A 14589-nucleotide genomic window follows, 5' to 3' on the forward strand; every position below is an offset into this window, starting at 1 on the left:
TCAATTTCCCTCCTTCTTTAGTAAGAATTAAACGCCTTGGAAGATTTCGATTTCTTTGCTGTCAGCAGTTAGCTTAACGATTGCTTTACGACGACGGCTAGTAAAACCAGCGTGACGACCAACGCGTTTTGCTTTCGGCTTGTAGTTCATGATGTTCACTTTTTCTACTTTAACACCAAAGATCGCTTCAAGAGCATCTTTAACTTCTGTTTTATTAGATTTAACGTCCACATCGAACGTGTATTTTTTTTCAGCCATCATTTCCATAGAACGTTCAGTGATAACTGGGCGCTTAATGATATCACGAGGATCTCTCATTATGCAAGCACCTCCTCTACTTTTTCCACTGCCGCTTTTGTCATGATTAGCTTATCATGATGAAGCACGTCTAAAACGTTTACGCCATCAGCAGTGATTACTGTTACTCCAGGGATATTGCGAGCAGATAACTCTACAGATTCGTTTGCATCAGCAGTTACGATAAGAGCTTTCTTCTCAACAGTTAATCCTTTAAGTACTGCTAGCATATCTTTTGTTTTTGGTGCATTTAACACTAGGTCCTCAAGAACTACAATGTTGTTCTCAACTACTTTAGTAGCTAATGCAGATTTGATTGCTAAACGACGAACTTTCTTAGGAAGTTTGTACGCATAGCTTCTTGGTGTAGGTCCGAATACCGTACCACCACCACGCCATTGAGGAGAGCGGATAGACCCTTGACGAGCACGTCCAGTTCCTTTTTGACGCCATGGTTTACGACCACCACCGCGAACTTCAGAGCGAGTTTTTACTTTGTGTGTACCTTGACGTAAAGATGCACGTTGCATCATTACAGCCTCGAAAAGTACAGCTTCATTTGGTTCGATACCGAAAATAGCTTCAGCTAATTCGATTTCACCAACCTGTGAACCAGTTTGGTTATATACAGTAACTTTTGGCATTGGAATTCCTCCTTCCTATTGTGAATTATTTGCTAACCTTCACAGCGCCTTGAACAACTACAAGAGATTTCTTAGCACCTGGAACGTTACCTTTTACTAGTAATAAGTTGCGCTCAGTGTCAACTTGAACGATTTCTAAGTTTTGGATAGTAACTTGGTCTCCACCCATACGTCCAGCAAGTTTTTTGCCTTTGAATACACGGTTCGGAGCAACTGGGCCCATTGAACCTGGACGACGGTGATAGCGAGAACCATGAGACATAGGTCCGCGAGATTGTCCGTGGCGTTTGATAACACCTTGGAAACCTTTACCTTTAGAAATTCCTGTTACATCAACGATTTCACCTGTAGCGAATACGTCAACTTTTACCTCTTGACCAACCTCTAATCCGTCCACGTCTGCATCGCGGATTTCGCGAATGAAGCGCTTAGGAGTTGTAGATGCTTTAGCAGTGTGGCCTTGTTCAGGTTTGTTAGTTAACTTTTCACGTTTATCTTCAAATCCTAACTGGATTGCATTGTAGCCATCAGTTTCAGTTGTTTTCTTTTGAAGAACAACGTTTGGATTAGCAGCGATAACTGTTACTGGGATTAACTCACCGTTCTCAGCAAATACTTGAGTCATACCGATCTTTCTTCCTAAGATTCCTTTGGTCATGAGTTACACCTCCTACATTTTTAAGTTATATAAATTATAGTTTGATTTCGATATCTACACCAGATGGTAAGTCTAAACGCATTAATGAATCTACTGTTTGTGGAGTAGGACTCACGATGTCGATTAGACGTTTGTGCGTGCGCATTTCGAATTGCTCACGAGAATCTTTGTACTTATGAACAGCACGAAGAATTGTGTAAACAGTTTTTTCAGTTGGTAATGGGATCGGACCAGAAACTGTTGCCCCAGAACGCTTAGCTGTTTCTACAATTTTCTCAGCTGACTGATCAAGAATACGGTGATCGTAAGCTTTTAAACGGATACGAATTTTTTCTTTTGCCATTATTTTCCCTCCTTCGTTCGCCTATTTCTAAAATAGACCTTCTCCATGGAAATTTCCCCACACCATGCCATGGCAAAGCGGCCGGGTGTGTCAGCAACCTTCCACTTCATCGCAGTCAAAGACCAACATTGTCTATTATACAATGTTATTCGTCTAGATGCAAGCATCTTTTTGTTTGCATCCGCTTTTCTCTACTTTTGCTATTATACATGGCACTTTAAAGAATTTCAAGTTTTCATCTAACAGAATTCATTTTACAGTTTCTGGATTATCTTTTGTTTTTTTATATTACTATAGAAGAAACTCGTCAAAACAAAAAAATACTCTCTTCTCTCTTGTATAAACACAAACAAAAAACCTAAGGGAAATCCCTTAGGTTTTTTTATATCAGTTAAGATTACTCAACGATAGTAGCAACTACACCGTAACCTACTGTACGTCCACCTTCACGAATAGAGAATTTAGTTCCCTCTTCGATAGCGATTGGAGCGATAAGTTCGATAGTCATTTCGATGTTGTCACCAGGCATTACCATTTCAGTACCTTCTGGTAATTGGATGATACCAGTTACGTCAGTTGTACGGAAGTAGAACTGAGGACGGTAGTTAGCGAAGAATGGAGTGTGACGTCCACCTTCTTCTTTAGATAATACGAAAACTTCAGCTTTGAATTTAGCGTGAGCTTTTACAGAACCGCTTTTTGCAAGTACTTGTCCACGTTGGATGTCTTCACGAGCAACCCCACGAAGTAAAGCACCGATGTTGTCTCCAGCTTGAGCTTGGTCAAGAAGTTTACGGAACATCTCTACACCAGTTACAGTTGTAGAAGCATTTTCTTCAGCAAGACCGATGATTTCTACTACGTCACCAACTTTAACGATACCGCGCTCAACACGACCAGTAGCAACTGTACCACGACCTGTGATAGAGAATACGTCCTCTACAGGCATTAAGAATGGTTTGTCAGTTTCACGTTCTGGAGTTGGGATGTAAGCATCAACTTCAGCCATTAATTCAATGATTTTTGCTTCCCAATCAGCTTCTCCTTGAAGAGCTTTAAGAGCAGAACCTTTGATTACAGGAATGTCGTCGCCTGGGAATCCGTATTCAGATAATAGGTCGCGAACTTCCATTTCTACTAATTCTAATAATTCTTCGTCATCTACCATGTCGCATTTGTTTAAGAATACAACGATGTAAGGAACACCTACTTGACGAGAAAGAAGGATGTGCTCACGTGTTTGAGGCATTGGGCCATCAGCAGCAGATACTACTAAGATACCGCCGTCCATTTGAGCAGCACCAGTGATCATGTTTTTAACATAGTCAGCGTGACCTGGGCAGTCAACGTGTGCATAGTGACGAGTTTCAGTTTCGTACTCAACGTGTGCAGTTGAGATTGTGATACCGCGCTCTCTTTCTTCTGGAGCAGCATCGATTTGATCGTATCCGCGTGCTTCAGCACCACCAGCTTTTGCAAGAACTGTAGTGATCGCAGCAGTTAATGTAGTTTTACCATGGTCAACGTGGCCGATTGTACCGATGTTAACATGGGGTTTAGAACGTTCGAATTTAGCTTTAGCCATTCTAAATTCCTCCTTAGTTTATATAGGTTATTTTATATTTAGACTAGAAAGTGAAACTTACGTCCCACTTTCTAAGCTTACATAAGTAGTTATACTTGAACAATCGATAAAAATCAATTATTCACCTTTATTTTTTTTGATAATTTCTTCAGAAACAGACTTTGGTACTTCTTCATAGTGGTCAAACACCATAGAGAATGTTCCGCGTCCTTGAGTGTTAGAACGTAATGACGTTGCATAACCGAACATTTCAGAAAGTGGAACCATAGCGCGAACAACTTGTGCGTTACCGCGAGCTTCCATACCTTCTACACGTCCACGACGAGATGTTACGTCACCCATAATGTCACCCATGTACTCTTCAGGAATTACAACTTCAACTTTCATCATTGGCTCAAGAATTACTGGGCTACATTTAGAAACCGCAGCTTTAAGTGCCATAGATGCAGCGATTTTGAACGCCATCTCAGATGAATCGACATCATGGTAAGATCCGTCAACTAATGCAGCTTTAATGTCAACTAGTGGATAACCAGCTAGTACACCATTTTTAAGTGCATCTTCAAGACCTGCTCCAACAGCTGGGATGTATTCACGAGGAACTACACCACCGACGATCTTGTTTTCGAATTCGAATCCTTTACCTTCTTCGTTAGGTTCAAACTCAATCCAAACGTGACCGAATTGTCCACGACCACCAGATTGACGAGCGAACTTACCTTCAACTTTCGCAGCAGCGCGGAAAGTCTCACGGTATGCTACCTGAGGAGCACCAACGTTTGCTTCCACTTTGAATTCACGGCGCATACGGTCAACGATGATATCAAGGTGAAGTTCACCCATACCAGCGATGATAGTTTGGCCAGTTTCTTGGTCAGTGTGAGCACGGAATGTTGGATCTTCTTCAGAAAGCTTAGATAATGCTGTACCCATTTTATCTTGGTCAGCTTTAGATTTTGGTTCGATAGCTACAGAGATAACTGGCTCTGGGAATTCCATAGACTCAAGGATAACAAGGCTCTTCTCGTCACAAAGAGTATCACCAGTAGTAGTATCTTTTAAACCTACAGCAGCAGCGATATCACCAGCGTAAACTGTTGAAATCTCTTCACGGCTGTTAGCGTGCATTTGTAGGATACGACCTACACGCTCACGCTTACCTTTAGTTGAGTTTTTCACGTATGATCCAGAGTTTAACACACCAGAGTACACACGGAAGAACGTTAACTTACCAACATAAGGGTCAGTCATGATTTTGAATGCTAAAGCTGCGAATGGTTCTTCATCGCTAGACTTACGTTCTACTTCTTCATCTGTATCCGGTAGAGTACCTTTAATAGCAGGTACATCTAGTGGAGATGGAAGGTAGTCGATAACTGCGTCTAACAGAATTTGAACACCTTTGTTTTTGAATGCAGAACCACAGATTACTGGGAAGAATTCTACAGAAGTTGTAGCCTTACGGATACCAGCTTTAAGCTCTTCTACAGTGATTTCTTCACCTTCTAGGTACTTCATCATCATTTCTTCATCAAGCTCAGCTACCGCTTCAATAAGTTTTCCACGGTATTCTTCAGCTAATTCTTTGTGCTCTTCAGGAATTTCAACACGTTGAATGTCTGTTCCTAAATCGTTACCGTACATGTAAGCACACTCTTCAACAAGGTCAATGATACCATTGAACTCATCTTCAGCACCGATTGGTAACTGAATTGGATGTGCGTTTGCTTGTAAACGATCGTGGATTGTTCCTACAGAGTATAAGAAATCTGCACCGATCTTATCCATTTTGTTAACGAATACGATACGAGGTACGCCGTAAGTAGTAGCCTGACGCCAAACAGTTTCTGTTTGTGGTTCTACACCAGATTGCGCATCAAGTACTGCTACAGCGCCATCAAGTACGCGTAAAGAACGTTCTACTTCTACTGTGAAATCTACGTGTCCTGGAGTATCAATTATGTTTACACGATGACCTTTCCATTGTGCTGTAGTTGCAGCAGAAGTAATTGTGATACCACGCTCTTGCTCTTGCTCCATCCAGTCCATCTGAGATGCACCTTCGTGAGTTTCACCGATTTTATGAATACGTCCTGTGTAGTACAGAATACGCTCAGTTGCTGTTGTTTTACCAGCATCGATGTGAGCCATGATACCAATATTACGAGTGTTTTCTAAAGAGAACTCTCTTGCCATTTGGTGTCTTGCTCCTTCCATATATGGATTGGATTTTTTTATTTTAAGTAGCAAAAAAGCCACTTTATATTGTTACACATGTCAGTATGTCCAGTACTCTCATTATGTAAAACGAGCGCCCGATGAAAGGGAGAGGCATTCTCCCTCTCCACACTTCCATAAGCGACAAATAAAGCGGTTTATGCTTACATTTATTTTACGTTGAATCCTACCAACGGTAATGAGCAAATGCTTTGTTAGCTTCTGCCATTTTATGAGTGTCTTCACGTTTCTTAACAGATGCACCAGCGTTGTTAGCTGCATCTAAGATTTCGTTAGCAAGACGCTCTTCCATAGTTTTTTCACCACGAAGACGAGCGTAGTTTACTAACCAACGAAGACCTAAAGTTGTACGGCGTTCTGGACGAACCTCAACTGGAACTTGGTAGTTAGCACCACCAACACGACGAGCGCGTACTTCAAGAACAGGCATGATGTTCTTAAGAGCTTGCTCGAATACTTCCATTGGCTCTTTACCAGTACGTTCGTTTACGATATCGAACGCATTATAAAGAATTGTTTGAGATTTACCTTTTTTACCGTCAACCATCATTTTGTTGATAAGGCGTGTTACTAGCTTCGAATTGTACATTGGATCTGGTAACACGTCACGTTTCGCAACAGGTCCTTTACGAGGCATATTGAGTTCCTCCTTTCATTTTAAAGTAATTATTTTTTAGCAGGTTTTGGTCTCTTAGTACCATATTTAGAACGTCCTTGCATACGTTTGTCAACACCAGCTGTGTCAAGCGCACCACGAACGATGTGGTAACGTACCCCCGGTAAATCCTTTACACGACCACCGCGAATTAATACTACGCTATGCTCTTGTAGGTTATGACCGATACCTGGGATGTAAGCTGTAACCTCGATACCGTTTGTTAAACGTACACGAGCGTATTTACGTAACGCTGAGTTAGGTTTCTTTGGAGTCATTGTACCAACACGAGTACATACACCACGTTTTTGAGGTGCAGAGATATCAGTTGATTTTTTCTTTAAAGAGTTAAAACCTTTGTTTAACGCAGGTGATTTAGATTTCCATACTTTATCAGTACGACCATTTCTCACTAATTGGTTAATAGTAGGCATTTGATTATCCTCCCTTCGCATGTTTGTATGACCACATATCCAGGTGGTTCATTATTAGTTGAAAACAAAGTTTTTGCAAGGAAGAGCAAATGCTCTCTCCTCACAAAAACAGTTTTAACTTATTATTCCTATTGCTGAAGCTCCCACTTGAATCCCCGAAGCTTTACCAAGCTTACGAACTGATTCAACTTTTGTTATGGGCACGTTATATTGCATTGCAACACGAATGATAGCATGGGTTAACCGCATGTCAGCATCCTCTGCGATGACAACTTCTTTAACTGTACCATGTTTGATTGCTTCCAATGTGCGTTTATGACCAACGACTACATTTTCAGCAGTTGATACTTTTTGATAAGACATATAAATATCCTCCAAAGCATCGTTCAGGAGCAACCTTGATTATAGTAACATTTTGACTCATACAATGTCAACTAAGATTAATTGTTTTTATACAAAATTTATGCCGGAAAATTTTACTGTTCCACATAAACCTCATCGTTTTCTACATTCATGTCATCTTGTGTTGTTTTTACAAGATCCACTTTGCGATAACGATTCATACCTGTTCCAGCAGGAACAAGTTTACCGATAATAACATTTTCTTTTAATCCTAGAAGTTCATCACGTTTACCCTTAATTGCTGCATCAGTTAAGACACGAGTTGTTTCTTGGAACGATGCTGCAGATAAGAATGAATCTGTTTCAAGTGAAGCTTTTGTAATACCAAGTAGAACAGGTCTAGCTGTTGCTGGTTGCTTACCTTGCAGTAAGACCTTAGCATTCGCATCAGTGAACTGATGGATATCTAGTAATGTTCCTGGTAATACATCCGTTTCACCTGCATCACTTACACGAACTTTACGTAACATTTGACGTACCATTACTTCTACGTGTTTGTCACCAATTTCTACCCCTTGCATACGGTATACTTTTTGAACTTCACGTAATAAGTATTCTTGAACCGCCGTAATGTCCGTTACTTTTAGTAATTCTTTCGGATCAATAGAACCTTCTGTTAACTCTTTACCGTGGCTAATTGGCTGTCCTGGAGTTACTTTCAGACGAGCACCGTAAGGAATAGCATACGTACGAGCTTCAACTTCACCCTGTACAACTACTTCTTGGCGATCTTTAACGTCGTTGATCGCTGCGATAACACCGTCGATTTCACTGATCACTGCCTGACCTTTCGGATTACGAGCTTCGAAGATCTCTTGGATACGAGGTAAACCTTGAGTGATATCATCTCCGGCAACCCCACCTGTATGGAATGTACGCATCGTTAACTGTGTACCTGGCTCACCGATAGATTGAGCTGCGATAATACCTACCGCTTCTCCTACTTCTACGTCTGTTCCAGTTGCTAAGTTACGACCGTAACACTTCTTACATACACCGTGGCGAGTGTTACACGTAAACGCTGAACGAATGTTTACAGTTTCAACACCCGAATTTTCAACGATATGAGCGATATCTTCAGTAATTAATTGATTTTCAGCAACTAATACTTCACCTGTTTCAGGATGTTTTACAGTTTTTCTTGCAAAACGTCCAACAAGACGATCATATAATGACTCGATAACTTCATTACCCTCTTTAATCGCACCAATTAATAAACCGCGATCTGTTCCACAATCATCTTCACGAACGATTACATCTTGTGCAACGTCAACAAGACGACGTGTTAAGTAACCAGAATCGGCAGTTTTAAGTGCTGTATCGGCAAGACCTTTACGCGCACCATGCGTAGAGATGAAGTACTCAAGTACTGTTAAACCTTCACGGAAACTCGATTTGATTGGAAGTTCGATGATACGACCAGATGGATTGGCCATAAGACCACGCATACCAGCAAGCTGAGTAAAGTTAGATGCGTTACCACGGGCACCTGAGTCACTCATCATGAAGATTGGGTTGCGTTTATTCAAGGATTTCATCAGTTTTCCTTGGATAACATCTTTTGCATTACTCCAAATAGAGATAACGCGATCGTAACGTTCTTCTTCCGTGATTAAACCGCGACGGAATTGTTTAATTACATTATCTACTTTTGCTTGTGCTTCGTGGAGAATTTCATCTTTTTCGCCTAATACAAGAATGTCAGATACCCCAACTGTAATACCAGCTTTTGTAGAGTACTTGAATCCTAAGTTTTTCATACGGTCAAGCATGCGAGACGTTTCTGTAATTTGGAAACGTTTGAACACTTCCGCAATGATGTTACCAAGGATCTTCTTGCTAAATGGCGCCACTTCTTCGCGACTAGCAATAATTTCTTTAATGTTCGCACCTTTTTCAACGAAATATTTCGCTGGTGTTTCTTTTTCAAGGTTTGAATTTGTTGGTTCATTAATATAAGGGAACGACTCTGGTAAGATTTCGTTAAATATTAATTTACCAACTGTTGTTAATAGAAGCATACTCTTTTGCTCTTCAGTAAATGTTGCGTTGTTTACTGCACTTGCAGCTACTGCAACACGTGTATGAAGATGAACATATCCATTTTGATATGCAAGCAATGCTTCGTTTGCATCTTTGAAGACCATACCTTCACCGATTGCACCTTCACGCTCAAGTGTTAAGTAATAGTTACCTAATACCATATCCTGAGATGGAGTAACAACTGGTTTACCGTCTTTCGGGTTCAAGATGTTTTGTGCCGCTAACATAAGAAGACGAGCTTCAGCTTGAGCTTCTGATGATAAAGGTACGTGAACGGCCATTTGGTCACCGTCAAAGTCCGCGTTGTATGCAGTACATACAAGTGGGTGAAGACGGATTGCGCGACCTTCTACTAATGTAGGTTCAAACGCCTGGATACCAAGACGGTGAAGTGTTGGTGCGCGGTTTAGAAGTACTGGATGTTCTTTAATCACAGACTCTAAAACGTCCCAAACTTCAGGTTGTACACGCTCGATTTTACGTTTCGCACTCTTAATGTTATGTGCTAATCCTTTTTCAACTAACTCTTTCATTACGAAAGGTTTGAACAATTCAAGCGCCATTTCTTTTGGCAATCCACATTGATACATCTTTAAGTTCGGTCCTACAACGATTACAGAACGACCAGAGTAGTCAACACGTTTACCTAATAAGTTTTGACGGAAACGTCCTTGTTTACCTTTAAGCATGTGAGATAGTGATTTTAATGGACGGTTACCTGGCCCAGTAACTGGACGGCCACGACGACCATTATCGATTAATGCGTCTACAGCTTCTTGTAACATACGTTTTTCGTTTTGAACGATGATGCTTGGTGCACCTAAGTCCAATAGACGTTTTAAACGGTTGTTACGGTTAATTACACGACGGTATAAGTCGTTTAAGTCAGAAGTAGCAAAACGTCCACCGTCTAACTGTACCATTGGGCGTAGTTCTGGTGGGATTACTGGTAGAACATCTAAGATCATCCAAGACGGTTCATTTCCAGAGTTACGGAATGCTTCTAATACTTCTAGACGTTTAATAGCACGAGTACGACGTTGTCCTTGTGCTGTTTTTAATTCTTCTTTTAAGAAGTCTACTTCTTTATCTAAATCGATGTCTTGTAGTAGCTTTTTAATTGCTTCTGCACCCATAGCAGCTTGGAATGTGCTACCATATCGATCACGATATGCACGGTATTCTTTTTCAGAAAGTAATTGCTTCTTATCAAGTGGTGTATCTCCACTTTCTGTTACAACATAAGAAGCGAAATAAATTACTTCTTCAAGCGCGCGAGGGGACATGTCTAAGACAAGTCCCATGCGGCTCGGGATACCTTTGAAATACCAAATATGAGATACAGGAGCAGCTAATTCGATATGACCCATACGTTCACGACGTACTTTTGCACGCGTTACTTCAACGCCACATCGATCACAAACTACACCTTTATAACGTACACGTTTGTATTTTCCGCAATGACATTCCCAGTCCTTTTGTGGTCCGAAAATACGCTCGCAGAACAAGCCATCTTTTTCAGGCTTTAACGTACGATAGTTAATAGTTTCTGGTTTCTTAACTTCACCGTATGACCAAGAACGAATCTTGTCAGGTGAAGCAAGTCCAATCTTCATATATTCAAAGTTATTTACATCTATCAAGGGGCCTACCTCCCTTTTAGTCTACAGGTTATCCCAATTATTCCTTAGTTGTCTCAACTTCGACATTCAATTTATCTGCTGATTGATGATCATCGTCATCTTCTGTATCACGCATTTCAATTTCTGTATCGTCGCTAGACATCATTTTAACGTCCATACCTAAACTTTGCAGCTCTTTAATCAATACTTTGAATGATTCAGGAACGCCTGGTTCTGGAACATTTTCGCCTTTAACAATTGCTTCATAAGTCTTAACACGTCCAACAACATCATCAGACTTCACTGTTAAGATTTCTTGAAGAGTATAAGCAGCACCGTAAGCTTCAAGTGCCCAAACCTCCATCTCACCGAAACGCTGTCCACCGAACTGAGCTTTACCTCCAAGAGGTTGCTGCGTTACAAGTGAGTATGGTCCAGTAGAACGAGCATGAAGTTTATCGTCAACCATGTGCGCAAGTTTGATCATATACATGACACCAACAGATACGCGGTTATCGAATGGTTCACCAGTACGTCCGTCATACAGGATTGTTTTCGCGTCATTTGCCATACCAGCTTCTTCAATTGTGCCCCAAACGTCTTCCTCACGAGCACCATCGAATACTGGTGTTGCAATGTGAATACCAAGGTATCTTGCTGCCATACCAAGATGAAGCTCTAATACCTGACCGATATTCATACGAGATGGTACCCCTAATGGGTTTAACATGATATCGATTGGCGTACCGTCTGGTAAGTAAGGCATATCTTCTTCTGGTAAAATACGAGAAATAACACCTTTGTTACCGTGACGTCCGGCCATCTTATCACCTTCAGAAATTTTACGTTTTTGAACGATATATGCACGTACAAGTTGATTCACGCCTGGTGGCAATTCATCGCCATCTTCACGGTTGAATACTTTTACGTCTAAGATAATACCGCCACCACCGTGTGGTACACGTAGTGATGTATCACGTACTTCACGAGCTTTTTCTCCAAAGATAGCATGTAATAGACGTTCTTCAGCTGTTAATTCTGTTACACCTTTAGGTGTTACTTTACCAACAAGTAAATCTCCATCTTTTACTTCAGCACCAACGCGAATGATACCGCGCTCGTCAAGGTTACGTAATGCGTCTTCCCCAACGTTTGGAATGTCACGTGTAATTTCTTCTGGTCCAAGCTTCGTATCACGAGCTTCTGATTCATATTCTTCAATATGAATAGAAGTGTACACATCATCTTTTACAAGGCGCTCACTCATGATGATCGCATCCTCGTAGTTATAACCGTCCCAAGTCATGAAGCCAACAAGCACGTTACGTCCAAGTGCTAGTTCACCTAATTCCATAGAAGGACCATCCGCAAGGATTTCACCTTTTACAACTTCATTTCCAACACTTACGATTGGACGTTGGTTGTAACAAGTTCCTTGGTTAGAACGAATGAATTTTTGCATTTTGTAGCGATCTAAGTCGCCTTTTACTGTTTGACCGTCAACTTCTACATAGCGACGTACCCAAACTTCACGTGCTTCTACGCGCTCAACAACACCAGGATGTTTACAGATTACTGCAGCACCTGAGTCTTTTGCTGATACGTACTCCATACCTGTACCTACAATCGGAGATTCCGGATTCATTAACGGAACCGCCTGACGTTGCATGTTCGCTCCCATAAGTGCGCGGTTAGAGTCATCGTTTTCTAAGAACGGAATACAAGCTGTCGCTGCCGACACTACTTGTTTTGGAGATACATCCATGTAGTCGATGCGTTCTCTATTTGTGACAATGTTTTCACCACGGAAACGAGCTACGATATCTTCACTTAGGAATTCACCTTCGTCAGATAATTTCATATTCGCTTGGGCTACAACATAGTTATCTTCTTCATCTGCTGTTAAGTAATCAACATGCCCTGTTACAAGACCAGTTTCTGGGTCAACACGACGGTATGGTGTTTCAATGAAACCAAACTCATTTACTTTCGCGAACGAAGATAATGAGTTAATCAAACCGATGTTTGGTCCCTCTGGTGTTTCAATCGGACACATACGACCGTAGTGAGAGTAATGAACGTCACGCACTTCAAAGCCTGCGCGCTCACGCGTTAAACCACCAGGTCCTAATGCAGATAGTCTTCGTTTGTGAGTTAACTCTGCTAATGGGTTTGTTTGGTCCATAAACTGAGATAACTGAGAACTTCCGAAGAACTCTTTAATAGATGCAATAACAGGACGAATATTAATTAGTGCCTGTGGTGTAATTGCATTTGTATCTTGGATCGACATTCTCTCACGAACAACACGTTCCATACGAGAAAGACCGATACGGAATTGATTTTGTAATAGTTCTCCAACAGAACGCAGACGACGGTTTCCTAAATGGTCAATATCATCTGTATCCCCTACTTTGTATAGTAGGTTGAAGAAGTAACTGATAGAAGCAAGGATATCACCTGGTGTGATGTGTTTCACATCACGAGTAATGTTTGCATTACCAATTACATTAATTACGCGTTCGCCTTCCGACTCAGGAGCATAAATCTTAATAGATTGCAGCTCAACATCGCCTTCTACCACTCCACCCATTGGTTTCGCTGTTTTGAATCCAATGTTTTTCTCTAAGTAAGGTAAAATGCGATCAAGTGTACGACGATCTAAGATTGTTCCTTCTGCAGCTAAAATTTCACCAGTTTCTGGATCCACTAATGTTTCAGCTAAACGTTGATTAAACAATCTGTTTTTAATGTGTAACTTCTTGTTGATCTTATAGCGACCTACATTTGCTAAATCGTAGCGCTTTGGATCGAAGAAACGAGACACAAGTAAGCTCTTAGCATTTTCTACCGTTGGTGGTTCACCAGGACGTAGACGCTCATAAATTTCAAGCAATGCTTTTTCTGTGCTATCTGTGTTGTCTTTTTCTAATGTGTTGCTTAAGTATTCGTTATCACCTAAAAGCTCGGTGATTTCTTGATCAGAGCCAAACCCTAATGCGCGTAACAAAACAGTTACAGGAAGTTTACGCGTACGGTCAATACGCACATATACAACATCCTTAGCATCTGTCTCATACTCTAACCAAGCTCCGCGGTTTGGAATTACAGTAGCAGTAAAACCACGTTTTCCGTTTTTATCCACTTTGCCACTATAGTATACGCTTGGAGAGCGAACTAACTGGGAAACGATAACACGTTCTGCACCGTTAATTACGAATGTTCCAGTCTCTGTCATGAGTGGGAAATCTCCCATGAACACATCTTGTTCTTTTACTTCACCAGTTTCCTTGTTGATTAGACGCACTTTTACACGAAGTGGTGCTGCATACGTCACATCACGCTCTTTGCATTCGTCTACAGAGTATTTAGGTTCACCTAAGCTGTAGTCGATAAATTCAAGCGATAGATTTCCCGTAAAGTCTTCAATCGGAGAAATGTCTTGGAACATTTCTCGCAAACCCTCATCAAGAAACCACTGATAAGAAGAGGTTTGAATTTCGATAAGATTTGGTAACTCTAATACTTCACTAATACGGGCATAACTTCTTCGTTGGCGGTGGCGTCCGTATTGAACTAGTTGACCTGTCAACTGCTTCACCCCTCAAATCATGAGTATTATAAATGCACAAAAAAATTTGTGCAAAATCACAAATAAATACAACTAC

Annotated in this window: 11 protein-coding genes; all 11 read right to left on the bottom strand. The window is 41.0% G+C overall.

Going from position 1 to position 14589, the window contains the following annotated elements; genetic code table 11:
• Positions 1-27: 27 nt before the first annotated feature.
• The gene (gene rplW, locus MKY38_RS21640) at positions 28-318 is read right to left on the bottom strand and encodes a 50S ribosomal protein L23 (protein WP_001205558.1); all 291 of its coding nucleotides are present in this window, start codon (positions 316-318) and stop codon (positions 28-30) included.
• On the bottom strand, positions 318-941 hold the full coding sequence (gene rplD / locus MKY38_RS21645) for a 50S ribosomal protein L4 (protein ID WP_001127258.1): 624 nt from the start codon (positions 939-941) through the stop codon (positions 318-320). The genes rplW and rplD overlap by 1 nt, the downstream gene beginning before the upstream one ends.
• Before the next feature lie 25 nt (positions 942-966).
• The gene (rplC, locus tag MKY38_RS21650; protein ID WP_000160207.1) at positions 967-1599 is read right to left on the bottom strand and encodes a 50S ribosomal protein L3; all 633 of its coding nucleotides are present in this window, start codon (positions 1597-1599) and stop codon (positions 967-969) included.
• A gap of 34 nt (positions 1600-1633) precedes the next feature.
• Positions 1634-1942 carry a 30S ribosomal protein S10 gene (gene rpsJ, locus MKY38_RS21655; protein ID WP_001040596.1) on the bottom strand — a complete coding sequence of 103 codons (309 nt, stop codon included), beginning with the start codon at positions 1940-1942 and terminating at the stop codon, positions 1634-1636.
• 397 nt (positions 1943-2339) lie between these two features.
• A complete protein-coding gene (gene tuf, locus MKY38_RS21660; RefSeq protein WP_001029614.1) occupies positions 2340-3527 on the bottom strand; it encodes an elongation factor Tu in 1188 nt (395 codons plus the stop codon).
• Positions 3528-3644: 117 nt separating this feature from the next.
• The gene (gene fusA / locus MKY38_RS21665; RefSeq protein ID WP_000090370.1) at positions 3645-5723 is read right to left on the bottom strand and encodes an elongation factor G; all 2079 of its coding nucleotides are present in this window, start codon (positions 5721-5723) and stop codon (positions 3645-3647) included.
• A 208-nt stretch (positions 5724-5931) separates the two neighbouring features.
• The gene (gene rpsG, locus MKY38_RS21670; RefSeq protein WP_001137491.1) at positions 5932-6402 is read right to left on the bottom strand and encodes a 30S ribosomal protein S7; all 471 of its coding nucleotides are present in this window, start codon (positions 6400-6402) and stop codon (positions 5932-5934) included.
• Between the two features lie 29 nt (positions 6403-6431).
• Positions 6432-6854, bottom strand: a complete 423-nt coding sequence (gene rpsL / locus MKY38_RS21675) for a 30S ribosomal protein S12 (protein ID WP_001142341.1) — start codon at positions 6852-6854, stop codon at positions 6432-6434.
• Positions 6855-6968: 114 nt separating this feature from the next.
• Positions 6969-7217: a ribosomal L7Ae/L30e/S12e/Gadd45 family protein gene (locus tag MKY38_RS21680; RefSeq protein ID WP_065223392.1), complete on the bottom strand. Its 249-nt coding sequence runs from the start codon at positions 7215-7217 to the stop codon at positions 6969-6971.
• A 113-nt stretch (positions 7218-7330) separates the two neighbouring features.
• Positions 7331-10942 (bottom strand): DNA-directed RNA polymerase subunit beta', encoded by a 3612-nt coding sequence (gene rpoC / locus MKY38_RS21685; RefSeq protein WP_000567939.1) that lies wholly within the window; start codon positions 10940-10942, stop codon positions 7331-7333.
• A 37-nt stretch (positions 10943-10979) separates the two neighbouring features.
• The gene (rpoB, locus tag MKY38_RS21690) at positions 10980-14513 is read right to left on the bottom strand and encodes a DNA-directed RNA polymerase subunit beta (RefSeq protein ID WP_000147553.1); all 3534 of its coding nucleotides are present in this window, start codon (positions 14511-14513) and stop codon (positions 10980-10982) included.
• Positions 14514-14589 lie beyond the last annotated feature (76 nt).

The sequence above is a fragment of the Bacillus sp. FSL R5-0585 genome (assembly GCF_038004545.1).
GTDB lineage: Bacteria > Bacillota > Bacilli > Bacillales > Bacillaceae_G > Bacillus_A > Bacillus_A cereus.